The organism is Methylocystis sp. sgz306128, assembly GCF_056032725.1.
Genome location: NZ_JBVYWO010000002.1, coordinates 415,403 through 437,228, shown reverse-complemented (window position 1 = coordinate 437,228; position 21,826 = coordinate 415,403). Strand labels below are relative to the sequence as shown.

General features: G+C 60.8%; 22 protein-coding genes. 6 read left to right on the top strand and 16 right to left on the bottom strand.

The genetic code is table 11. From position 1 onward, the window contains the following. Positions 1-141: 141 nt before the first annotated feature. A complete protein-coding gene (gene infC / locus AC0N03_RS05925) occupies positions 142-669 on the bottom strand; it encodes a translation initiation factor IF-3 (RefSeq protein ID WP_474287669.1) in 528 nt (175 codons plus the stop codon). A 201-nt stretch (positions 670-870) separates the two neighbouring features. Continuing rightward, the gene (locus tag AC0N03_RS05920; RefSeq protein WP_474287668.1) at positions 871-2,103 is read right to left on the bottom strand and encodes a glycosyltransferase family 4 protein; all 1,233 of its coding nucleotides are present in this window, start codon (positions 2,101-2,103) and stop codon (positions 871-873) included. Between the two features lie 113 nt (positions 2,104-2,216). Here AC0N03_RS05920 and AC0N03_RS05915 point away from each other — a divergent pair, with 113 nt between their 5' ends. Further along, positions 2,217-3,017, top strand: coding sequence for an alpha/beta hydrolase (locus AC0N03_RS05915; protein WP_474287716.1), 801 nt, complete (start codon positions 2,217-2,219; stop codon positions 3,015-3,017). On the opposite strand, the gene AC0N03_RS05910 is transcribed toward AC0N03_RS05915, so the two are convergent. Next, positions 3,014-3,772 carry a M48 family metallopeptidase gene (locus AC0N03_RS05910; RefSeq protein WP_474287666.1) on the bottom strand — a complete coding sequence of 253 codons (759 nt, stop codon included), beginning with the start codon at positions 3,770-3,772 and terminating at the stop codon, positions 3,014-3,016. The genes AC0N03_RS05915 and AC0N03_RS05910 overlap by 4 nt on opposite strands. 37 nt (positions 3,773-3,809) lie before the next feature. Further along, positions 3,810-5,087, bottom strand: a complete 1,278-nt coding sequence (locus AC0N03_RS05905; protein WP_474287665.1) for a polyhydroxyalkanoate depolymerase — start codon at positions 5,085-5,087, stop codon at positions 3,810-3,812. A 183-nt stretch (positions 5,088-5,270) separates the two neighbouring features. On the opposite strand from AC0N03_RS05905, the gene rdgB reads away from it, so the two are divergent. Then, positions 5,271-5,912 (top strand): RdgB/HAM1 family non-canonical purine NTP pyrophosphatase, encoded by a 642-nt coding sequence (rdgB, locus tag AC0N03_RS05900; RefSeq protein WP_474287664.1) that lies wholly within the window; start codon positions 5,271-5,273, stop codon positions 5,910-5,912. A 52-nt stretch (positions 5,913-5,964) separates the two neighbouring features. Continuing rightward, positions 5,965-7,131: a radical SAM family heme chaperone HemW gene (gene hemW / locus AC0N03_RS05895; protein ID WP_474287662.1), complete on the top strand. Its 1,167-nt coding sequence runs from the start codon at positions 5,965-5,967 to the stop codon at positions 7,129-7,131. A gap of 32 nt (positions 7,132-7,163) precedes the next feature. Here hemW and AC0N03_RS05890 read toward each other — a convergent pair whose 3' ends face one another. Next, positions 7,164-8,831 carry an alpha-glucosidase family protein gene (locus AC0N03_RS05890; protein WP_474287661.1) on the bottom strand — a complete coding sequence of 556 codons (1,668 nt, stop codon included), beginning with the start codon at positions 8,829-8,831 and terminating at the stop codon, positions 7,164-7,166. Positions 8,832-9,037: 206 nt separating this feature from the next. On the opposite strand from AC0N03_RS05890, the gene AC0N03_RS05885 reads away from it, so the two are divergent. Beyond that, positions 9,038-10,060, top strand: a complete 1,023-nt coding sequence (locus tag AC0N03_RS05885) for a LacI family DNA-binding transcriptional regulator (RefSeq protein WP_474287659.1) — start codon at positions 9,038-9,040, stop codon at positions 10,058-10,060. Positions 10,061-10,104: 44 nt separating this feature from the next. Here AC0N03_RS05885 and cysN read toward each other — a convergent pair whose 3' ends face one another. The 11 genes from cysN to nth form a co-directional block, all read right to left on the bottom strand. Continuing rightward, positions 10,105-11,682, bottom strand: coding sequence for a sulfate adenylyltransferase subunit CysN (gene cysN / locus AC0N03_RS05880; protein WP_474287658.1), 1,578 nt, complete (start codon positions 11,680-11,682; stop codon positions 10,105-10,107). Then, positions 11,682-12,611, bottom strand: a complete 930-nt coding sequence (cysD, locus tag AC0N03_RS05875) for a sulfate adenylyltransferase subunit CysD (RefSeq protein WP_474287657.1) — start codon at positions 12,609-12,611, stop codon at positions 11,682-11,684. The genes cysN and cysD overlap by 1 nt, the downstream gene beginning before the upstream one ends. A 1-nt stretch (position 12,612) precedes the next feature. Further along, positions 12,613-13,329, bottom strand: a complete 717-nt coding sequence (locus tag AC0N03_RS05870) for a phosphoadenylyl-sulfate reductase (protein ID WP_474287655.1) — start codon at positions 13,327-13,329, stop codon at positions 12,613-12,615. Continuing rightward, positions 13,326-13,823 carry a DUF934 domain-containing protein gene (locus AC0N03_RS05865; RefSeq protein WP_474287653.1) on the bottom strand — a complete coding sequence of 166 codons (498 nt, stop codon included), beginning with the start codon at positions 13,821-13,823 and terminating at the stop codon, positions 13,326-13,328. Before AC0N03_RS05865 ends, AC0N03_RS05870 begins: the two co-directional genes overlap by 4 nt. Continuing rightward, positions 13,807-15,477, bottom strand: coding sequence for a nitrite/sulfite reductase (locus AC0N03_RS05860; protein ID WP_474287715.1), 1,671 nt, complete (start codon positions 15,475-15,477; stop codon positions 13,807-13,809). The genes AC0N03_RS05865 and AC0N03_RS05860 overlap by 17 nt, the downstream gene beginning before the upstream one ends. 49 nt (positions 15,478-15,526) lie before the next feature. Next, on the bottom strand, positions 15,527-15,853 hold the full coding sequence (locus AC0N03_RS05855) for a DUF2849 domain-containing protein (RefSeq protein WP_474287652.1): 327 nt from the start codon (positions 15,851-15,853) through the stop codon (positions 15,527-15,529). Continuing rightward, complete coding sequence (gene cysG / locus AC0N03_RS05850) at positions 15,854-17,242, bottom strand: siroheme synthase CysG (protein WP_474287651.1); 1,389 nt, start codon at positions 17,240-17,242, stop codon at positions 15,854-15,856. It lies immediately after the preceding gene. A gap of 264 nt (positions 17,243-17,506) precedes the next feature. Then, on the bottom strand, positions 17,507-17,779 hold the full coding sequence (rpsT, locus tag AC0N03_RS05845; protein ID WP_474287650.1) for a 30S ribosomal protein S20: 273 nt from the start codon (positions 17,777-17,779) through the stop codon (positions 17,507-17,509). Between the two features lie 146 nt (positions 17,780-17,925). After that, positions 17,926-18,699: a TSUP family transporter gene (locus AC0N03_RS05840; protein WP_474287649.1), complete on the bottom strand. Its 774-nt coding sequence runs from the start codon at positions 18,697-18,699 to the stop codon at positions 17,926-17,928. Next, on the bottom strand, positions 18,699-19,472 hold the full coding sequence (locus AC0N03_RS05835) for an enoyl-CoA hydratase (RefSeq protein WP_474287648.1): 774 nt from the start codon (positions 19,470-19,472) through the stop codon (positions 18,699-18,701). The genes AC0N03_RS05840 and AC0N03_RS05835 overlap by 1 nt, the downstream gene beginning before the upstream one ends. A 116-nt stretch (positions 19,473-19,588) precedes the next feature. Continuing rightward, the gene (gene nth / locus AC0N03_RS05830; protein WP_474287647.1) at positions 19,589-20,275 is read right to left on the bottom strand and encodes an endonuclease III; all 687 of its coding nucleotides are present in this window, start codon (positions 20,273-20,275) and stop codon (positions 19,589-19,591) included. Between the two features lie 66 nt (positions 20,276-20,341). Between nth and AC0N03_RS05825 the strand changes: the two genes are divergently transcribed. After that, positions 20,342-20,851, top strand: coding sequence for a DUF2244 domain-containing protein (locus AC0N03_RS05825; RefSeq protein ID WP_474287646.1), 510 nt, complete (start codon positions 20,342-20,344; stop codon positions 20,849-20,851). Between the two features lie 68 nt (positions 20,852-20,919). Beyond that, positions 20,920-21,825 carry a l-ornithine N(alpha)-acyltransferase gene (olsB, locus tag AC0N03_RS05820; RefSeq protein WP_474287645.1) on the top strand — a complete coding sequence of 302 codons (906 nt, stop codon included), beginning with the start codon at positions 20,920-20,922 and terminating at the stop codon, positions 21,823-21,825. Position 21,826 lies beyond the last annotated feature (1 nt).

Genomic DNA, 21,826 nt, shown 5'->3' with positions numbered 1-21,826 from the left:
AAAGCAAGACAGGCTCATGACAAGCCGCAAAGGCCGTTCAATGTCAAAATTGATGCAGTGCATATACCACAGGCGCGCATTTGAAAACAAAGTTTCTTGCGCGCCCGAAAAATTGAAGTTTCAATGGCTTGAAAGGTCTGGCTATTTCGGTGCCAGCACCATCACCATCTGGCGGCCTTCCATTGAAGGTTCCGCCTCGACCTTGGCAATATTCACGGTTTCGGACTTCACCTTGTTGAGCAGCTGATAGCCCAGATTCTGGTGGGCCATTTCACGGCCGCGAAAGCGCAGGGTGAGCTTGACCTTGTCGCCCTCCTCGAAGAAACGCCGCATCGCCCTCATCTTGACATCGTAATCATGGTCATCGATGCCGGGACGCAGCTTGATTTCCTTGATTTCGACGATCTTCTGCTTCTTGCGGGCCTCGGCGGCCTTTTTCTGTTCAAGAAAGCGGAATTTTCCGTAATCGAGAATTTTACAGACCGGCGGATTGGCATTGGGCACAATCTCCACCAGATCGAGGGCAGCTTCATCCGCAAGGCGCAAGGCCTCCTGAATGGGGGTTACACCCCGGTTGGTGCCTTCATGGTCAATCAGCATGACCTCTGGAATACGGATATCACGATTAATGCGGGGCCCATCTCGCAATGGGGTCGGCGGGGCTTTCATCGGGCGGCGAATGGCGGAACTCCTGTTGTCGTTTCATCGGATTCTGCGCACCATGCGCTGCACGGAGCAGGACAAGCACGCTTAACCCCGTTCCAACACGGCAAAACCATGTGCAACGAGGTCAGAACCCAAGAATTACATTGAGATAAAATCCTAAAAAGTCAACAGATTTGCGCATCCGGTAAAAAGCGCGGCGCCGGTTCAGCGCCGCCGTCCTGATGGCTGGCCGCCATCAAGCAGGCGCGCGTAAATTTCCAGCATCCGGCTGTTCATCCTGTCCATGGAAAACTGCTCGATCACGTAAGAGCGCGCGCGCATGCCTATGGCATCCTTGGCGCTGGCGCCAAGGGCAAGCGCCTGAATGATCGATTCCGCCAGCCGGTGCGGCTCATTGACCGGCACGCGCCAGCCCGTGCGCTGTTCAGGCGCGACTTCCGGCGGCGCGCGCACGGTTTCAGCGACCGCGCCGGTTTCGGAGACGATGACCGGCGTGCCGAGCGCCTGCGCCTCCACCGAAGTGAGGCCGAAAGCCTCCGGCTCACCCGCAGGCACGACCACGACAGCGGCGCTCAGATAGGCGGCGGGCATGTCGGGACAGCGCCCCACCCGGACGATCATGTCCTGCAGGCGGTATCTGGCGATGATCGCGTCCAGTTCCTTGACCTGCGAAGATCTGGGCGCGCTTTCGCCCACCAGAATGAATTTCGTGTGGGTTAGGCCCTGATCATGCAGCAGCTTTGCCGCCTCGACCAGCAGCTTCTGGCCTTTGAGGTTGGGCCGCCGCGTGGCGAGAAGCACGATATGCTCATGCGGCGCGACGCGCCAGGCCGCGCGCAGCTGCGCAACGCGCTCAGGCTCCACCAGTCCGGGCGAAAAACCCTGAAAATCGACGCCCGCGCCGACAACATGCACCCGCCCGGCGACGCCGGGATGCGACTTTATCAGCGAATCGGCGGTGAAATGCGAATGCGCGATGATGGCGTCGCCGCGCGTCATAACAGAATTATAAATCGCGGTGGTTGGCGAACGCCGGCCGTAAACAGCGTGATAGGAGGTGACGAGCGGCCTTTTCGTCAGGTGGGTTGCCGCCAGCGCGCTCCATGCCGGCGCACGCGAATGCACATGGACGAGATCGACATTCTCCCTGCGGATAAGACTGGCAAGGCGCTGGGCATTCATCAGCAGGCCGAAAGGATTGCGCGTGCGCGCCGGAAACGGCAGCCAGACGCCGCCCTTGGCCTGCAATTCGCTGATCATCGTGCCATCCTGCGCCGCGACGAGCGCCCGCGCGCCGTTCTCGGCCAGCGCGCTTGCCACGGCCATGACAATACGCTCCGCGCCGCCGCCATTGAGGCTGGGGGTGATCTGCAGCACTGTCTTGCCGCTCAGTCCGCCGGGCCGGGCGGCAAGATAATCCATATGTCCCATATCCATCGCCGCGCTCCGGAGCCAGCCGCCATCAATCGAAATCACTTTGGAGCCACCATCATTTCGAGCATAAATATATTACGAATCAATAAGGAGTTCCCAGATTGGATGAACCGAATGTGCAATTCATTGCCCTGGAAGACAAGGCATCCGGCGCGACTGGCCACAGCCGCCGCATCGCCTATCACGTTCGGGCGGGCAGATCACCCTGCGTCGTGTGGCTGGGCGGGTTTCGCTCGGACATGAATTCGACCAAGGTGCTGGCGCTCGACGCCTGGGCCGGGCAGCGCGGCCAGGCCTTCCTGCGGTTTGATTATTCGGGCCATGGCCTTTCCGAATCGACCATGCCGGGCGAGCGCTTTCAGGATGGCACGATTTCCCGCTGGCTGGACGACGCGCTGGCCATTATCGACAAAGCGCCGGCGGAGCCGCTGGTGCTGGTGGGTTCCTCAATGGGTGGCTGGCTGGCGCTGTTGCTGGCCCGGGCTTTGCAAAAGCAGAGGAATAGCCATGCACTTGCCGGAATGGTGCTGATCGCGCCGGCGGTCGATTTCACCGAGAGCCTGATGTGGGCGCAGTTCACACCGCAGATCAAAGCCGAAATCATGGAGAAGGGCGAGTGGTACCGCCCCACACCCTACGGACCTACGCCCTATCCCATCACCCGCGCCCTGATTGAGGATGGCCGCGCGCATCTGCTCTTTGGCGCGCCGATCGACCCCGGCTGTCCGGTTCATATCCTTCAGGGCCAGCAGGACCCGGACGTGCCCTACGGCCACGCCCTCCGGCTGATGGAACATCTGCCTGCTGAGAACGCCACGCTCACGCTGATCAAGGACGGGGATCACCGGCTTTCGCGCCCTCAGGATATCGCGCTGCTCATCAGGAGCGTCGAAGCCATGGCGGACCGGGGCGGCTAGATCGTCTTGCCGTAGCGATGCAGGCTGGCGCCATGCTTTTTCAGCCAGAGTTCGGCCTCGTCCATGCCGGGGCAGAGTTCGCGCGTCAGTTTCCAGAAGGTTGGCGAGTGATCCATGTGCCGCAGATGGGCAACCTCATGCGCCGCGAGATAATCCAGCACATACGCCGGCGCCATGATCAGCCGCCAGGAGAAATTCAGCGCCCCGCGCGATGAGCATGAACCCCAGCGGCTGCGCGTATCCTTGAGGCGTACCTGCCGTACGGGAATGCCCAGAACAGCACTGTATTTCTGCACCGCCAGCGCCAGATCCCGGCGCGCTTCGCGCCGCAGAAAATCCATCACGCGGCGCTCGAGATGCTCCGGCCGCCCCGAGACGAGAAGTCTTGCGCCTTCGGCGACACGCACGACGCCGCGCATCAGTTCATCATGAACGATAAGATGGTTTTCACCGCGCAGAGGCACGATGGCGCCATGCGCAAAGGCTATGGCGTCCGGCAGCCGTTGCATCCGCTCGATGATCCAGCCGCGATGACGTTCGGCAAAGTCTCTGGCAACATGGAGCGAGCCGCGATAGGGCATGGTGAGAACGAGGTCGCCGCGCGCCGGGCGCACACGCAATGTATAGCGCCGCGCCCGCGCCGACCGGCGCAAGGCAATGCGATAGACGCCGGTCTGATCCTCGACGAGAATCTCCTCGCTCGCAGGCGCGGGCGGCGGCGCAAAAAGGGACGAAAAACGGAAGGGGCGCTGCATGACGCGAATTTAGCCCGCAGCGCCGATTCGCACCAGCCTATTCCGCCGCGACAACAAAACGCCGCCGGGCGCCGCGCCGCATCTGCTCGATGCTGGAAATGAAATCATTGATGCGCGGCGCAATTTCAGCGCGGAATCGCGAGCCGTTGAACACGCCGTAATGGCCGACGTTCTTCTGCAGGTAGTCCACCTTCATTTCCGGCGGGATATTGACGCACAGGTCATGCGCAGCCGTAGTCTGCCCTATGCCGGAAATATCGTCATTCTCGCCCTCAACGGTCATCAGCGCCGTCCGGGTGATGGCCTTGAGATCGACCAGCGCGCCGCGATGATAGAACTCCCCCTTCGGCAGGGCGTGGCGGACGAAGACCTGTTCCACGGTCTGGAGATAATATTCAGCGGTGAGATCCATCACGGCCATATATTCGTCGTAGAACTCGCGGTGTTTCTCGGCCGAGTCGCCATCGCCCTTGACCAGATGCTTGAACATCTGAACATGTGCATCGACATGGCGATCCATGTTCATGGCCATGAATCCCGAAAGCTGCAGGAAGCCGGGATAGACCTGCCGTCCGAAACCCGCATTGGGAAACGGCACGTAATGAATGCAATTGTCGCGGAACCACTGGACGCCGCGCTCTGCCGCAAGCTTGTTGACGGCGGTGGGGCTTTTGCGCGTGTCGATAGGACCGCCCATGATCGTCATGGAGGCCGGCACGTTGGGGTTATTGGTCTCGCTCATGCGAGCGACGGCAGCAATCAGCGGCACGGAGGGCTGGCACACGCCGAGCGTATGGACATTGGGGCCGAGACGCTCGCAGATTTCGATGAGATAATCGATATAATCGTCAAGATCGAAATGACCGGCGGCCAGAGGCACGTCCCGAGCATCCGTCCAATCGGTGATATATACCTCGTAATGCGGCAGGAACGCCTCGACTGTGCCGCGCAGCAGCGTGGCATAATGGCCGGACATAGGCGCGATGATGAGGAATTTGGGCTGGTTGAGCGGTCGGGCTGTCTCGCGGCGGAAATGAATGAGGTTACAGAAGGGGCGCTCCCAGACAATCTCTTCTGCGATGCCCACCCGCTCGCCCCGCACCAAGGTCGATTGCAGACCGAAAACAGGCTTGCCGTAGCGGCGGGTCACGCGCTCGAACAATTCGGCGGAAGCGGCGATGTTCTTGCCCAGTGCGGTATGGGTGAACGGATTGAACGGGTTCTTGAACAGCAACCGCGTTGCGTCCGACATGGCACGCGCCGGGACAAGCGCCGAATGGGCCATCTCATACATTTGGTAAGAAATATGATTCATCTGCACAAATCCTTGACCGGCGTCCACTTTGTGCCACACATGTTGCAGCGCAAAGTCGAACCTAAATTTCCTGACGTGTCAAATCAATGTCACAAAAAGAATAAGGTTCTGTTGATAAAGCGGCCAATTTACAACTTTATGTTGTGCATATGGGGTTGAGTTCGCAAAAGTAAAGGGAAGCGGATGTCGCGTCGTCTTGAAGGTCAAAAATTGATTCTGGCCAGCCATAATAAGGGCAAGCTGCGGGAAATGCGGGAATTGATGGCCGGATATGCCATAGAAGTGCTGTCTGCGGGCGATCTGAGCCTGCCGGAACCAGAAGAAACCGGCAAAACCTTCATTGAAAATGCCGAGATCAAAGCGCTGGCTGCGGCCAGAGCCGCGAATCTTCCCGCCTTCGCCGATGATTCGGGCATTTGCGTGGCCGCGCTCAACAATGATCCGGGCATTTATTCGGCGCGCTGGGCCGGCCCTTCGAAGGATTTTGCCGCTGCGATGCAAAAAATCGAGGATATGCTCCGGGAAAAGGGCGCGTTTGCGCCCGAGCAGAGGCGGGCGCATTTTGTTTCCGCTCTGACGCTCGCCTGGCCGGACGGCCATGTGGAAAGCTTCGAGGGGCAGATTCACGGAGAAATCGTCTGGCCGCCGCGCGGCACGGCAGGTTTCGGTTATGATCCGTTTTTCCTGCCCGAGGGCCACAGCCGCACATTTGGCGAGATGAGCGCGGATGAAAAGCACGGCCTGCCCAAGGACGGGGGCCTTGCCCTGTCGCACCGCGCCCGCGCCTTCCAGATGCTGGCGCGCGCCTGCCTCGCCAAATCATGAGGTCAGGACTGTTGAATCTTTTGTTTGCCGCTGTTTCATGCGATAAGACGCCATGATTGCGCCCGCGACCCTGTCCGACCCCGGTTTTGGCATTTATGTGCACTGGCCCTTTTGTCTGGCCAAATGTCCTTATTGCGATTTCAACAGCCATGTGCGCCATGGCGGCATCGATGAAGCGCGTTATCTGGCCGCGTTCAGGACGGAACTGGCGCATCGCGCCGCGCTTTCAAAAGGGCGCGAGGTGGCTTCGGTCTTCTTCGGCGGCGGTACCCCGTCGCTGATGCAGCCTGCCACGGTCGCGGGCATTCTGGACGCCATTTCCAGCCACTGGACCATCTCGGGCAATGCTGAAATCACGCTGGAGGCCAATCCCACATCGGTGGAGGCCGGCAGGTTCCGCGGATACAGGACTGCGGGCGTCAACCGCGTCTCGCTCGGCGTGCAGGCCATGAATGACGCCGACCTCAAGGCGCTGGGCCGCCTTCACAGCGCCGCGGAAGCCATGGCTGCCGTCCGGATTGCGGGCGACATATTCGAGCGCTATTCCTTCGACCTCATCTACGCGCGCCCCGGCCAGAGCCCGGAGCAATGGCGCGCCGAACTCGAGAACGCCATCAGCCACGCCCGCGAACATCTGTCGCTGTACCAGCTCACCATAGAGCCGGACACGATGTTCGAACAATTGTTCAAGGCCGGAAAACTGAAAGTGCCGGATTCCGATCTTGGCCGCGAACTCTGGGATGTGACACAGGAAATAACCCAGAAACACGGCCTCCCTGCCTATGAAATCTCCAATCATGCGCGGATCGGCGCCGAAAGCCGCCACAATCTGATTTATTGGCGCTATGGCGAATATGCCGGTGTCGGCCCCGGCGCGCATGGCCGCATGATCGTCGATGGCGCACGCCGCGCCCAATCGACGGAACGTCATCCCGAAATGTGGCTGACCACGGTCGAGACAGAAGGACATGGCCTTGTCGAGAACGAAACCCTGTCCATCGAGGAACAGGGCGACGAATATCTGCTGATGGGCCTGCGCCTGCGCGAGGGGATCGACCTTGCGCGCTACGAGGCTCTTTCCGGCAAGCGCATCAGCCCGCGCCAGATCGACGATCTCATTTCCTACAAGATGGTGGAGCGCACGCCGGACGGCCGCCTGCGCGTGACAGAAGAGGGCTTTCCGGTTCTCGACGCCGTGGTGGCAGATCTGGCGGCCTGATTGCCTGCCAGATCCGCGCGTGATGAACCGTTTTACGGCACACGGTCCTGAAGCCGGTAGCTCCCGAAAAACGCGCCGTATTTTGGCAAGGTGAGCTTGCCGCCATTCAGCCTGGCCGAAAAGCCATGCCCTTCCAGCGGGCGCACGCCGCCCACCGGCAGCACATAGTCCTGCGGCGAATGGCTCAGATTGAACACGCACAGCAAGGCTTCATCGCCGCTGGAGCGCGTGAAGCTCAGGATCGGTTCGGGCGCGTCGTGAAAGGCAATGTCGCCATCGATCAGCAATGGCTGGCTCCTGCGCCAGTGCAGGAACCGGCGGGTGCGCGCGAGTGCGGAATTATCCTTGCCAAGCTGCCGTGAGACAGCCTGCCTGCGGTGTTCGGGCGGGATGGGCAGCCAGGGCCTGGACGATGTGGTGAAGCCGCCGCGTGCGCCATCGCCCCAGGGGATCGGCGTGCGGCACCCGTCGCGACCCTTCATTTCCGGCCAGAAGGCTATGCCATAGGGGTCCTGCAGGGCCTCGAACGGCAGATCAGCCTCTGTGAGACCCAGCTCCTCGCCCTGATAGATGCATTGCGAACCGCGCAGGCTGGTCAGCATGGCCAGCGAGAGCGGCGCAAAGGCCGCCGAATCCCGTGCCGCGTTCCAGCGCGTCGCGGCGCGGACGACATCATGGTTCGAAAGGGCCCAGCAGATCCAGCCATTCTTGCCGACCGCCTCGAAATCCGACACGGCCTTGCGGATGTAACCGGCCTCTCCCGTGCTGGACAGGAGGTCGAAGCCGTAGCACATGTGCATCTTGTCCGTGCCTTCGGTATATTGCGCGATCAGACGGTTGGTCTCAGCTCCGGCCCCCAGTTCGCCCACGGCGGCAATATCGGGATATGTATCGAACAGGGCGCGCAATTCCCGCATGACCTCGAGATTTTCCGGCCGGGACTTGTCATAGACATGGTCCTGATAGCCATAGGGATTGACATCCGGCACATCGACCATGCCGCGGGTGCAGGAGGGCGGATTATCGCGCAGCAGCGGATCGTGCACGTAATAATTCACCGTATCGTGCCGGAAGCCGTCGACGCCGCGTTCCAGCCAGAACCGGACGCTCCGATAAATGGCGGCGCGCATCTCCTTGTTGTGAAAATTCAGATCCGGCTGCGAGGTCAGGAAATTATGCAGGTAATATTGGCAGCGGCGCGTATCCCACTGCCAGGCGCTGCCGCCGAAAATGGACAGCCAGTTGTTGGGCGGCGAGCCATCCGGTTTGGCGTCGGCCCATACATACCAGTCCGCCTTTGGATTTGTCTTTGAGGCGCGGCTCTCCTTGAACCATGGATGCGTGTCCGCCGTATGCGAAAGCACCTGATCGATCATAACCTTGAGGCCAAGTTTGTGCGCCTGCGCCACCAAGGCGTCAAAATCCGCCAATGTGCCGAACATCGGATCGACCGCGCAATAATCCTCGACATCATAGCCGAAATCCTTCATCGGCGATTTGAAGAAGGGGCTGAGCCAGATCGCATCCACGCCGAGTTCGGCCACATAGCCGAGTTTTTGCGTAATTCCGGCGAGATCGCCGATGCCGTCGCCGTTTGAATCAAAGAAACTGCGCGGATAAATCTGATAGATCACCGCGCCGCGCCACCAGTCCCGGGCGGAACGTTCTGGTCTGGCGGGATGAGAAATCGGAGCATTCATCGGATAGTCCTGCTGTCTGGGCATCTGGCTTATGGGCCGGCACCGCGCGCAAACGCAGGCCGGCGGGCATCATGCGTCTGAATTTCAAAAAATTAAAGCGCTTTGATAAAATCATTTGATCAGCCGGGTTTTGTGCGCAAAAATTGCAGAAACTATTTTCAATAGAGCGGATCGATCGGCGAATCATGAATCCTGCAAGAAAGTCGATGAACCTCAAGCAGCTGGCGGAATATCTCTCGCTCAGTCAGGCGACGGTCAGCCGTGCGCTGAACGGCTATCCCGAGATCAAGGAAGCCACGCGCAACCGCGTGCTGGCCGCCGCCAATGAATTCGGCTACCGCGCCAATTCGATCGCCCGCAGCCTTGCGACGGGCCGCAGCGGCAATATTGGCATCGTGTTTCCCGATGGATTCGGATTGTTGTTCGACCCGCATTTTCTGGAATTTCTTGCCGGAGCCACCGAATTTCTCGCGGCCCATGACATGAGCATCAATCTGTCCATGCCCGACCGCAGTCACGAAAGCTCCAAATATGCCGATATCATCCGCTCGCATCTGGCCGACGGATTTGTCATCAACGGCCCGACCCTGCATGATCCGCGCGTCGGCTTGCTGCAAAGTTTAAAAATTCCGTTCGTCGTGCATGGGCGCACCGAAGTCGACAAGCCCTATCCTTGGGTGGATATCGACAATGCTCTGGCGTTCCAGCGCGCCGCCAACCTTCTGATCGGCTTCGGACACAAGCAGATCGCGCTCATCAATGCGCCGAAACATTTCACCTTCGCCGCACACCGCGAGAGCGGCTTTCGTCAGGCGCTGACGCAGGCCGGGCTGAATATCGATGAGAACCTGCTGTTCAATGAACTCATGACCGAGGAAGGCGGCTACCGCCTCACGCAGATTGCTCTGGCGCGCCGGCCCCGACCCACCGCGATCCTGTGCAGTTCAATGCTCCATGCGCTGGGCGCCTTCCGCGCGCTGCACGACGCGGGCCTGTCGGTTCCCGAGGATATATCCGTCATCGCCCATGACGACGTCTTTCCCTATATTACAGCCGAGGCCATGCGCCCGGCGCTGACCACCACGCGCTCGCCGCTGCGCCAGCATGGGAGACGGGTTGCCGATGTGCTGAACCAGATCATCGACGGCAAGCTGCGGAACGATTTTCATGAAATCCTGCCGGTGGAGCTGGTGATGCGCGACTCCGTCGGCCCGGCGAAAACGGCCTGAACGGCGCACCGTCGTCAAACGCGGCGCGCCCTTCGCCGGCGCGGTTATTTGCGCCGCAACATCCGGATCAGCATCTTGACGGCATAATCTGCGGCGCCGATGGTCAGCGCCAGCTCGACATGGCTTGTCAGCACGAAAGCCACGCCCGCCGTGATAAGGCTGGCGAGCGCCTGCGCGCGCGCCGTGCCGGGCATGTCGATCTCGCGCACCACCTCGGGTTCCGGTCCGGCTTTCGCGGCCTCGGCGGGCGGAACCGTGCCTTCCATGCTGATATAGCTGACATTGGTGTCGGTGATTTCGCCCGTCTCCTGCCGGTGGGCTTTCTCGATCAGACCCATGGCAATCGTATCATTGGTGAGGCGGTCTATCAGGATGAAGCCGCCGAGTTCGCGGTTCGCCGCATAAGTATCGCAAACAACGGGACGATCGAGGCTGATTTCCAGCGATCCGATCTCGTTGAGCTCGAGCGGTTTCAGCGAAGCATCCGCCAGACCGGTTCCGATATTGATTTTGTCGATATTGCTGCCCAGCGTGACGGAGGCGGTGCGCGTGCCAAGCTTGAGCAGATAGGTCTTTTCGGCTTGCATGGGGTTGGGCGAGACCCAAAGCACCTTGGCGCGTATCCGGTCCGCGACCATGGCGGGCTGGCTGGACAAAGTGATGACATCGCCGCGCGAGGCATCCACCTCATCGGTGAAGGTCAGCGTAACCGATTGTCCGGCAAGGCCGATCGGCGCATCCGTGTCGCCGACAATGACCCGGGCCACCTTGGTGTCGCGCTCTGAGGGCAGAACCCGCACCCGGTCGCCCGGAAACACCCGGCCGCCGGCGATCAGCCCCGAAAAGCCGCGGAACTCATGGTTCGGGCGGTTGACCCATTGCACCGGCAGACGGAATGCGGCATCGCGCAGGCTGTCTTCGATCTCGACCGTCTCAAGATAGGTGAGCAGCGAAGGGCCCTGATACCAGGCCATATTCGTGCTGGGCTCCAGTATATTGTCGCCGTCCTTGGCCACGACAGGAATGCACAGAATGGTGCTGAAGCCCAGATCTGCGGCAAAGGCGCGGTAATCCGCCTCGATCCGCGCGAAGACCTCGGCGGAATAGTCCATCAGATCCATCTTGTTGATGGCGACGACAACCTGCCTGACGCCGAGCATCGAAACGATGTGGCTGTGACGGCGCGTCTGCGGCAGGATGCCCCGGCGCGCATCCACCAGCAGAATGGCAAGATCGGCGGTGGAGGCGCCGGTGGCCATGTTGCGGGTATATTGCTCATGGCCGGGCGTATCCGCGACAATGAACTTCCGGCGCGGCGTCGTGAAATAGCGATAGGCGACATCGATGGTGATGCCCTGCTCGCGCTCGGCCTCCAGGCCGTCAACCAGCAGCGCGAAGTCGAGGTCGGCGCCCTGCGTGCCATGCTTTTTCGAATCATTGCTGAGACTGGAGAGAATATCCTCCGGCACCATTTTGGCTTCATAGAGCATCCGCCCGATAAGCGTCGACTTGCCGTCATCGACAGAGCCGCAGGTGATGAAACGCAGCAGGCTTTTCTCCAATCCTGCGGAGAGCTGCGGCGCGTCAGCGCCGGTTGTCTGATTGTCCGTCACGGCCAGCATCAGAAATATCCTTCCTGCTTCTTTTGTTCCATCGAGGCGGAGCCATCCTGATCAATCACGCGGCCCTGCCGCTCGGATGTGTGGCTCTCGCGCATTTCCCTGATGATTTCCGGCAAGGTCGCTGCTGCGGAGTCAATTGCGCCCGTGAGCGGATAGCAGCCCAATGTCCTGAAACGCACCATGCGCATTTCCGGCGTTTCGCCTTCCCTGAGCGGTATACGCTCGTCATCGACCATGATCATGGTGCCGTCGCGGTGCACGATGGGCCGCTCCTTGGCATAATAGAGCGGCACGATAGGGATGTTTTCACGGGCAATATAATCCCAGACGTCGCCTTCCGTCCAATTGGAGAGCGGGAAGACGCGCAGGGATTCTCCCGGCGCCTTGCGGGTGTTGTAAAGATGCCAGAATTCCGGCCGCTGATTTTTCGGATCCCAGCGATGCTGCGCGGTACGGAAGGAAAAGATCCGCTCCTTGGCACGGCTTTTCTCTTCGTCGCGGCGCGCACCGCCGAACGCCGCGTCAAATTTATATTTGTCGAGCGCCTGCTTGAGGCCTTCGGTCTTCCACATGTCGGTGTGCAGACGCGAGCCATGCGTAAAGGGATTGATGCCCTGCGCCCGCGCTTCCGGATTGATGTGCACGATCAGATCAAGGCCCAGTTCCTTGGCACGCTGGTCGCGGAAAGCGTACATTTCCCTGAACTTCCATGTGGTATCCACATGCAGCAGCGGGAACGGCGGCTTGCCCGGCGCGAAGGCCTTCATCGCCAGATGCAGCATCACGGCCGAATCCTTGCCGATGGAATAAAGCATGACCGGGTTCTCACATTCGGCGACAACCTCGCGCATGATGTGGATGCTCTCGGCTTCCAGACGGTCGAGATGGCTCAGTTCGCGGTCATATTCCGGGATTACAGCTGCGTTCATTTCACTTACCTGTCGCTCTGGCCAATGTGCCGTCTTCGGCAACATGCAGGCCGCATTCTTTTCTGGCTTCGTCTTCCCACCACCAGCGCCCGGCCCGCTCGGGTTCGCCCGGCTTGACGGCGCGGGTGCAGGGCGCGCAGCCGATGGACAAAAAGCCCCGGTCATGCAGCACGTTGTAGGGCACGTTCAGCGCCTTGACTTCGGCGACAACCTGCGCACGCGAGTAATCGGCCAGCGGATTATATTTGACGAGGCCGCGGGCAGTGTCCGCCTCGGCAAAGACAAGGTGATCGCGGTTGGCCGACTGGCCGCCGCGCAGGCCGGTGATCCAGCCCTTCGCGCCGTGCAGCGCCCTTGCCAGCGGCTCGACCTTGCGCACATGGCAGCAGGCCTTGCGGCACTCCAGCGCGATGTAAAAGCCGTTGATGCCCTGATCGGCGATAAGCTCCTCAACCGCTGCGGCCTGCGGATAGAAGGCCTTGATGCGGCGCGAATAGCGTTCCTCTGTGGCCTGCCAGACATCATAGGTTTCAGGAAACATCCGGCACGTATCCAGCGTGACGATGCCGACCGGCAGGTTCTGCGTGGCAATGTGATGCGTGAGCAGCTGATCCTCGATGCCGAAACTGGTGGTGAACACCAGCGGGCCATCCTGCCGCGCGATTTCGGCAAGGCGCTCCGGCAGGGACATAGCTGCCAGCTTTTCGTTCAGGCTCATTGTGCCGCCCTCCTGCGCGCAAGGATGGAGCCGGCCGTGCGGTAGCCGCGCTGATATGCATTCGTGCGTGCCTGATAGGCGGCAAGCCAATGTTCCTGCGGCTGGCGCAGGGCGCGCTCGTCGGGGATTTCAACCGTATCAAAGCCGCAGGCCAGCGCCGAAGCATATTGATCCGGCAGGATCGGCCCAAAGGCGCGCAATTCCTTATTAAACCCGGCGCGGCGGATGAGCCGGGCGAGCGAGAAGCCGCGCCCATCGGAAAAGACAGGAAAATGCACGGCCAGCAGCGCCACCTTGTCGAACAAAGGCTCTATTTCGCCGATTCGGGCAGTATTGGGCACCAGCACGCCGAGACGCCCTGTGCGCTTGACGCCTTCGCTCTCGCCAAGGCGCGCCAGCGGCACGATGATGTCACCCTCGAACGGAAGGGCTTCGCCCTCGCCCAGAAGGCGCCAGCAATCGTCCGTGAAATGTCCTTCAGAGATGAGAGCCATCTTCAACCTCGCGCTCCAGTGCCGGTTTGAACTTCGCATGGCCGATGCGGCGGTACGTATCGATGAAGGCTTCTTCGCCCTCCCGCTCAGCCAGATATATTTCAACAAGATTTTCAATCACATGCGGCACTTCATGCGCCTCAAGGCCGGGGCCGAGCCGCTCGCCGATCGACGCCGAATATGTCGGATCGCCGCCCAGCGTGATCTGATAGGATTCCCGGCCGGACTTCTCCAGTCCGAGAATGCCGATAGCGGCAATATGATGGTGGCCGCAGGCATTGATGCAGCCGGAAATCTTGATGCCCAGCCTGCCGATGAGCTTCTGACGCTCGGGATCGGCAAAGGTTTTTGAAATCTCCTGGGCGATCGGTATCGAGCGGGCGGTCGCCAGCGCGCAATAATCAAGGCCGGGGCAGGCTATGATGTCGGTGATGAGGCCGGCATTGGCCGTGGCGAGATCCGCGCCCGCAAGCATCTGATACAGCGGGAAGATGTCATCCAGCCGCACATGCGGGAAAATGACATTCTGCTCGTGGCTGATGCGCAGCTCTCCGGCGCTGTAATGGTCGGCGATATCGGCCAGCAGGCGCATCTGGTCGGAGGTTACGTCCCCCGGCACGCCGCCGATGGGCTTTGTCGATACGGTGACGATGCCATAGCCCTTCGCCTTATGCGGCGCGACATTGGTGCTGGCGAAACGGGCAAAATCCGGATGCGTGGCCTTGTCTGCGCCAAAGCGCACGTCATTGGCGGCCGGATCAAATTCCGGCGGCGCGAAATAGGCCGCGATGCGGGCAAATTCTTCCGGATCGGCATTGGTGCCTTCTCGGTCCATTGCGGCGAATTCGGCCTCGACATCGGCTCTGAATTCTTCCAGCCCCGTTTCATGCACGAGGATCTTGATACGGGCCTTGAACTTGTTGTCGCGGCGGCCATAGCGGTTGTAGACGCTCAGGATCGCGGCGATATAAGCGAGAAGATCGGCGCGCGGCAGGAAATCGCGCACGCGCTTGCCCACCATCGGGGTGCGGCCAAGACCGCCGCCCACAATCACGCTGTAACCAATCTCGCCGGCGTCGTTACGCACGATCTGCAGACCGATATCATGCAGCAGGATGGCGGCGCGGTCGGCGGATGCGCCGGTCACCGCCACCTTGAACTTGCGCGGCAGGTAGCAGAATTCGGGATGGGCGGACGACCATTGCCGGATCAGTTCCGCGGTTGGGCGCGGGTCCTCAATCTCATCGGCCGCAGCACCGGCGAAGTGATCCGCCGTGACGTTTCGCACGCAATTGCCGGAGGTCTGGGTGGAATGCATCTCCACTTCGGCCAGCGCAGCAAGAATGTCCGGCACGTCCTTGAGCTTGGGCCAGTTGAGCTGCAGGTTCTGCCTTGTGGTGAAATGGCCGTAGCCGCGATCCCACTTGTCGGCGATCATGGCCAGCTGACGCAGCTGGTTAGAGGCCAGCGTGCCATAAGGAATGGCGATGCGCAGCATATAGGCGTGAAGCTGCAGATAAAGGCCGTTCATCAGCCGGTGCGGGCGGAATTCGTCCTCGGTGAGCGCACCGCTCAGGCGGCGCTGCACCTGATCGCGGAACTGCGCAACCCGGTTCATTACGAATTCACGGTCAAACGTGTCGTAATAATACATGGCCGGACGGGGCGTGTTGCTGAAGGGGGGCGTGACAGCGATATTCATCTCAAATATCTCCAAATTCGGTACCGACGGCCTGCTTGCCAAGATCAAGCCGGACAGACGGGCCAAGTGTGCGCAGTTTTTCGCGATAATGCAGAGGCTCGGGATGACCATCCGGGCTGATCGCAATATCAACGAGATAGCAATCCACCACCCTGTTGGCGGCCTGATCCTTCAGGCCGCGCTCCAGTACGGCGGCGGCTTCCTCTTCCGAATTGGCGACAAGGGCGAAGCGATGATCGCGCACCCAGCCCTCCCGCCCCATGAACAGCACTTCGCCGTCCTTCAGGTCGTTGCATGTCAGAATTTGCGGATGTTTGAACTTTGCCATTCAGGCAACCCCCTCGGAGACTTGAAACTTCATCGACGAAACCGCCCGCGCCGAAAGACCGACGAAAATGATGGCCGGACCGCGGATACCGGCCTCGCGCACAACCTGCGGCAGGTCGGCAAGAATGCCGCCGGCGATCAACTGGCTGGGCCGGCTGACATTTTCGACGACGCTCACGGGCGTTTCGCCTGCAGCACCATGCTGCAGCAGCCGCCCCTGCACGAAGGCGCAGGCTTCGACGCCCATATAGACGGCGAAAACCTGTCCGGGCCGGGCCAGCGTGCGCCAATCATGCTCGGCAAAGCTCTGCATGTCGCGCGCGGAAAGCAGCGTGAAGCTGGCGTTGCGCCCGCGCCGTGTCAGAGACGCCCTGAGCGCGGCGCTCGCCGCCACAGCAGCGGTGATTCCGGGAATGACGGCCACATCGATGCCCGCAGCCTCAAGCGCGGCGATTTCCTCGTCGGCGCGCCCGAAAACCATCGGATCTCCGCTCTTCAGCCGCACGACGAGCGCGCCTGCGCGCGCCTCCTCGATCATGAGCGCCTCGATATCCGCCTGCCGCCAGGATGAATCCTGCCCGGAGGTTTTACCGACCTCGATCAGGCGGGCCTCGCGCCGGGCCAATTCCAGAATGTCGCGCGACACAAGCCTGTCATGCAGCACGACATCCGCCTCATGAAGTGCCTTGCGCGCCTTGAGCGTCAGCAGTTCCGGATCACCCGGCCCGGCGCCCACCAGCAGCACGCGGCCAGCGGGCGGCTCATCCACGCCCGCCAGAATGGAGCGGAAATGCGCGAGCAGCGCTTCTTCACCCGTAAGTTCGGCCTGCTCGCCTGCCGGAGAAAAGAACCTGTCCCACAGCACGCGGCGGACCCGCGACGGCAGATCATGCGAAACCAGAGACCGGAACCGGCCCGCAGCGGCAACGAGATTGCCAAGCCGCGGAGCAAGACGCTCCTCGAGTTCGGCCTTCAGGCGGCGCGCCAGCACCGGCGCCGCACCCTCGGTGCCGATGGCGATCACCAGCGGGTCACGGTCAACCATCGCCGCTGTAATGATGCTGGAATTGCCGGGATCATCGACCACATTCACCAGAACGCCAGCCTCGCGGGCAAACCACGATATGATGGCGTCCGCCACCGGCGAACCGGTTGAAACATAGACAAGGCGGCGCCCCGCCAGATCCTGCTCAGCGAAGTGCCGTTCGTGCCAGATCACACGGCCCGAGTCGATAAGCGCACGCAGGGCCGGTTCAAAGGCCTCGTCCACCAAGGTCAGGCGCGCCCGCGTCTTGAGCAGCAGACGCACCTTGGCCGCTATGGCTTCGGTTCCGCCGACCAGCAGGATTTCGGCACCTTCAAGATCGACAAAGACAGGAAAATATTTCATGGGCGCGGACCGCCGATCCGGCCGGCGCGCACGGCAAAACCCGGCTGCGCCAATGCGCCGCCCCGGTCATTCCCATGCTGGCCACAACCACTCATCTGCTCAATCCGTTCCAGAGCCTATGACATGAGCGCAGAACGAAGAAATGTCAATTCACATTTTATTTAGGAGTGATTATTTAAATTACATATTTTATTTGTTAAATAACAATAAAATAAAACCGGCCAGAAATCAGCCGGTTTCAAGATCGCGTCAAACTGACGAGGATCAGGCCTGCTTGGCCAGAGCCTGCACACGGATGGTCAGGCGGGAAACCTTGCGCGAAGCCGTGTTCTTCATGATGATGCCCTTCTGGGCAGCGCGCATGACAACCGGCTCTGCCTGCTGCAAAGCAGCGGCGGCGAGAGCCGCATCGCCCGAGGCCAGAGCCTCCTCAACCTTGCGGACATAGGTGCGCATTTCACTGCGGCGCGATTTATTTACGGCCGTGCGGCGTGCAATCTTGCGGACAGCCTTTTTCGCCGAGCTAGTATTCGCCATTTCAATTCCTCAACATGCTCTGCACACGAACTGGACGTCGGCGCGAGCCAAAAACAATGTCTCCGGCACCCGACGGGCCCGGTTGGTGGCGGGCATATAGACAAAAAAGCCTTGCCGCGTCAATCCTGTCCGGGGCCTCCAGCCTATTAAATCTTGAAAAAATATGCGGCAAGCCCCGATGGCACGAAGGCAAGACGCAAAGCCATGGCCAGACTCATCACGATAATGAGCGGCTTGACGAGACGCGTTCCCTTGCGCATGGCCACGTGCGCGCCAAGGCTTGCGCCGGCGAACTGGCCAAGGCCCATCAGCAGCCCCGCCAGGAAAAGCACATGGCCGCCCATGAGATAAGTGGCAAGGCTGCCGCAATTGCTGGCAAAATTGGCAAGCTTTGTGCGCGCAGTGGCCTTGATGACGCCAAGGCCGGTCAGCCCGACGAAGCCCGCCATCAGGAACGAGCCCGTTCCGGGGCCGAATGCTCCGTCATAAAAGCCGATCAAAGGCACGAAACAGGCAATGAAAACCGGCATCGGCCAGCGCGCCGCGCGGTCATGATCGGTGATTTTCGGGCTGAGCCAGAAATAGAGCGCAACCAGAACCAGTACGACCGGCATGGCCGTGATCAGCGCATTGCGCGGCAGCAGCGTCACGGTGAACGTGCCCAGAACCGATGCGGCGGCAGCGCCAAGCACGATCGGCCAGTACTGCAGGCCAAGATGTCCGGCACGCCAGAAACGCAGCGTTGCCGCGCCCGAACCAAACGTGCTTTGCAATTTGTTGGTCGCCAGCGCGCTCACGGGATCGAGGCCAGCCAGGGCCAGCGCCGGAACGGTCAGCAGTCCGCCGCCGCCCGCAATGGCGTCAACGAAACCCGCCACCAGCCCGACGCAAAAAAGCGAGAAAAGAACAAGAGGGCTCATCACGAATTGGAAAAGCGCGCCGGACGCTTTTCAATGAAGGCGCTCATGCCCTCCTTCTGGTCGGCGGTCGCGAACATGGCGTGAAACAGCCGGCGTTCAAAGCGGATGCCCTCGGCCAGAGTTGTCTCGAAGGCGCGGTTGACGCTTTCCTTGGTCATCATGGCGACCGGCAGGGACTTTGCCGCGATAACTCCGGCAACTTTAACCGCCTCCTCCACGAGCTGCTCCACCGGCACGACGCGGGAGACCAGACCGCAGCGCTCGGCCTCGGCCGCATCCATCATCCGGCCGGTGAGGCACAGATCCATCGCCTTGGATTTGCCGACGAAGCGGGCAAGGCGCTGCGTGCCGCCCGCCCCCGGCATGACGCCGAGATTGATCTCAGGCTGGGCAAATTTGGCATTCTCCGCGGCGATGATGAAATCGCACATCATGGCCAGTTCGCAGCCGCCGCCAAGCGCAAATCCGGCAACTGCGGCAATGATCGGCTTGCGGGCGCGGGTGATGCGCTCCCATTTCGAGATGAAATCTTCCAGATAGGCGTCAAGAAAGCTTTTCTGCGCCATTTCCTTGATGTCCGCGCCTGCGGCAAAAGCCTTTGCCGAACCGGTGATGACAATGGCGCCGATGGCGCTGTCGGCCTCGAACATATCAAGCGCGGCGTTAAGATCCTCGATAAGCGCCGTGCTGAGGGCATTGAGAACTTCGGGCCGGTACAGGCGGATCAACCCGACCTTGCCGTGCGTTTCTATCTGAACATTCGTTAAGGACATGTGCGGCTCCCGTTTCCAGCAAGGTCTATAAGCTTTCCACCGCGATGAAAAGGCCGACTTAGGCCCAAGACCGGCCACCCGCGACCGCTGTCATCCGCAAGACGGGAGCCCGGCGCTCAGGACAGCGCTTTGTCCGGCGCACGGCACAGATCGGCGATCAGGCACTGGCCGCACAAGGGCGCGCGCGCCTTGCAGATATATCGTCCGTGCAGGATCAGCCAATGATGCGCATGGCGCATATATTGCGCCGGAATGATTCTCTCGAGCCCCTCCTCCACCGCCAGAGGCGTCTTGCCGGGGGCAAGGGGAATGCGGTTGGACACGCGGAACACATGCGTGTCCACCGCCATTGTCGGTTCGCCGAACGCCATGTTCAGCACCACATTGGCGGTCTTGCGGCCAACCCCGGGGAGTTTCTGCATCGCCTCGCGCGAGTGGGGCACCTCGCCGCCATAATCGCGCAGCAGAATTTCGCACAGGGCCATGATATGCTTGGCCTTGGTGCGATAAAGACCGATCGTCTTGACATAATCGCGCAGCCGCTCCTCGCCCAGCGCCAGCATGTCCTTCGGATTGTCCGCAACGGCAAAAAGCGCGCGTGTCGCCTTGTTCACCCCGGCATCCGTCGCCTGTGCCGACAGCACCACCGCCACGAGCAGAGTGAAGGCATTGACATGTTCGAGCTCGCCCTTCGGTTCGGGATTGGCGGCGGCAAAACGGCGGAAAACTTCCGCCACGACAGCCTTGTCCGGCCTGACGCGCGCCGGTCTGGCCGGCTTTTTCAATTGTTTTGATTCGGGCATTGCAGTTCCTATGGCACGGGCGCATGAGCTTGCTATATAATTGCCGTCGGAACAATGGCGGCTCCCATGAATCACGATTTGGATCAGGCTGTAACTTCATCGCTCTTCCAGCAGCGGCTCAACCCGCACCGCTCGCTCAAGCCGCGGCAATTCCGCTGGCTGATGATCATCTTCAGCGGCTTTGCCAGCGCCGTGACCGTGCCGTTCTTTCTGATGCGGGCCTGGCCCATCGTCGGCTTCATGGGGCTGGATATCCTGCTGGTCTATCTGGCCTTCCGCGCCAATTTCCGGGCGGCGACGGCCTATGAGGAAATAAGCCTCAATATGCTGGAACTTCATGTTGCCCGCGTCTCGGCCAGAGGCAAGCGGCGCGACTGGCGTTTCAATCCGCGCTGGGTGCGTCTCAATATCGAGGAAGACGAGGATTTCGGCATCCGGCGGCTCAGTCTCCAATCTTCCGGGCGGGCGCTCGAAATCGGCAAATTTCTTGCGCCGGTCGAGCGCGAGACCTTTATCCGGTCCTTCCGCCCGGCGCTGATGCAGGCACAGAAAGGCCCGGATTTTCAGACACTTTAAGAAATGTCATATTTCTGTCGGGGAGAATCCGTTATTAAGACGATGTGACATTCGCTTCAGGATCAAAAATGTGGATTAGCCCGCACACTGCCCATATCGGGAGCCAGTTGCTGAAATATGCCACACTCTCGGCGATAACCTCCGCCAAAGCCGCGCCGCACGATCCTGACGGCAGCCTTGCCCGCCTCGGCTCGCTGGAAGTGCGCCTCGCTGTCAGCAAACGGGAGATCCGCAAAGCGCAGAAGCTGCGCTACAAGGTCTTTTTCGAGGAAGGCGGCGCTGTGCCCGACCGCGCTTCGGCACTGGTACGCCGCGACCGCTGCGCCTTTGACAGGATCTGCGACCATCTTCTGGTTATCGACCATTCGGCCAGATCGAAGCGTCTCGGCCTGCCCAAGCCCAAAATCGTCGGCTGCTACCGCCTGTTGCGGCAGGAGGTGGCCGAACGCCACTCGGGCTTTTATTCGGCGCAGGAATTCGACATTGCCCCGCTTCTCGCACGCCATGAAGGCAAGAGGTTCCTGGAACTCGGGCGCTCCTGCGTGCTGCCCGATTACCGTTCCAAGCGCACCATCGAACTCTTGTGGCAGGGCATCGCCGCCTATGTCCGGCACCATAAAATCGATGTGATGATCGGCTGCGCCAGTTTCCCCGGCACCAACATCCTCAAGATCGCGCAAAGCCTGAGCTTTCTCAATCATCAGGCCGGAGCGACCGGCGACTGGCAGGCCTGCGCCCTGCCTGCACGCCATGTCGCCATGAACATTCTGAGCGCCGAGGCCATAGACAACAAAAAGGCGCTGCACAGCCTGCCGCCTCTGATCAAGGCCTATCTGCGCATCGGCGCCATGTTTGCCGACGGCGCCGTCATCGATCATCTGTTCGGCACCACCGACGTGCTGGTCGTTCTGCCTGTATCGCAGATCGATTCCCGCTATATGGATCATTACGGCCTGAGCAACCTGGCCGCCTGAG

What these genes read in the sequence shown, in the direction of transcription:
- AC0N03_RS05920 (WP_474287668.1), bottom strand. Translation starts at nt 2,103, where the DNA reads ATGGATATGGGACATATGGATTATCTTGCCGCCCGGCCCGGCGGACTG.
- AC0N03_RS05860 (WP_474287715.1), bottom strand. Translation starts at nt 15,477, where the DNA reads ATGTATTATTACGACACGTTTGACCGTGAATTCGTAATGAACCGGGTT.
- infC (WP_474287669.1), bottom strand. Translation starts at nt 669, where the DNA reads ATGAAAGCCCCGCCGACCCCATTGCGAGATGGGCCCCGCATTAATCGT.
- nth (WP_474287647.1), bottom strand. Translation starts at nt 20,275, where the DNA reads ATGCCCGAATCAAAACAATTGAAAAAGCCGGCCAGACCGGCGCGCGTC.
- AC0N03_RS05840 (WP_474287649.1), bottom strand. Translation starts at nt 18,699, where the DNA reads ATGAGCCCTCTTGTTCTTTTCTCGCTTTTTTGCGTCGGGCTGGTGGCG.
- hemW (WP_474287662.1), top strand. Translation starts at nt 5,965, where the DNA reads ATGATTGCGCCCGCGACCCTGTCCGACCCCGGTTTTGGCATTTATGTG.
- cysD (WP_474287657.1), bottom strand. Translation starts at nt 12,611, where the DNA reads ATGAACGCAGCTGTAATCCCGGAATATGACCGCGAACTGAGCCATCTC.
- cysN (WP_474287658.1), bottom strand. Translation starts at nt 11,682, where the DNA reads ATGCTGGCCGTGACGGACAATCAGACAACCGGCGCTGACGCGCCGCAG.
- cysG (WP_474287651.1), bottom strand. Translation starts at nt 17,242, where the DNA reads ATGAAATATTTTCCTGTCTTTGTCGATCTTGAAGGTGCCGAAATCCTG.
- rpsT (WP_474287650.1), bottom strand. Translation starts at nt 17,779, where the DNA reads ATGGCGAATACTAGCTCGGCGAAAAAGGCTGTCCGCAAGATTGCACGC.
- olsB (WP_474287645.1), top strand. Translation starts at nt 20,920, where the DNA reads ATGTGGATTAGCCCGCACACTGCCCATATCGGGAGCCAGTTGCTGAAA.
- AC0N03_RS05890 (WP_474287661.1), bottom strand. Translation starts at nt 8,831, where the DNA reads ATGAATGCTCCGATTTCTCATCCCGCCAGACCAGAACGTTCCGCCCGG.
- AC0N03_RS05885 (WP_474287659.1), top strand. Translation starts at nt 9,038, where the DNA reads ATGAACCTCAAGCAGCTGGCGGAATATCTCTCGCTCAGTCAGGCGACG.
- AC0N03_RS05865 (WP_474287653.1), bottom strand. Translation starts at nt 13,823, where the DNA reads ATGGCTCTCATCTCTGAAGGACATTTCACGGACGATTGCTGGCGCCTT.
- AC0N03_RS05910 (WP_474287666.1), bottom strand. Translation starts at nt 3,772, where the DNA reads ATGCAGCGCCCCTTCCGTTTTTCGTCCCTTTTTGCGCCGCCGCCCGCG.
- rdgB (WP_474287664.1), top strand. Translation starts at nt 5,271, where the DNA reads ATGTCGCGTCGTCTTGAAGGTCAAAAATTGATTCTGGCCAGCCATAAT.
- AC0N03_RS05835 (WP_474287648.1), bottom strand. Translation starts at nt 19,472, where the DNA reads ATGTCCTTAACGAATGTTCAGATAGAAACGCACGGCAAGGTCGGGTTG.
- AC0N03_RS05905 (WP_474287665.1), bottom strand. Translation starts at nt 5,087, where the DNA reads ATGAATCATATTTCTTACCAAATGTATGAGATGGCCCATTCGGCGCTT.
- AC0N03_RS05870 (WP_474287655.1), bottom strand. Translation starts at nt 13,329, where the DNA reads ATGAGCCTGAACGAAAAGCTGGCAGCTATGTCCCTGCCGGAGCGCCTT.
- AC0N03_RS05825 (WP_474287646.1), top strand. Translation starts at nt 20,342, where the DNA reads ATGAATCACGATTTGGATCAGGCTGTAACTTCATCGCTCTTCCAGCAG.
- AC0N03_RS05855 (WP_474287652.1), bottom strand. Translation starts at nt 15,853, where the DNA reads ATGGCAAAGTTCAAACATCCGCAAATTCTGACATGCAACGACCTGAAG.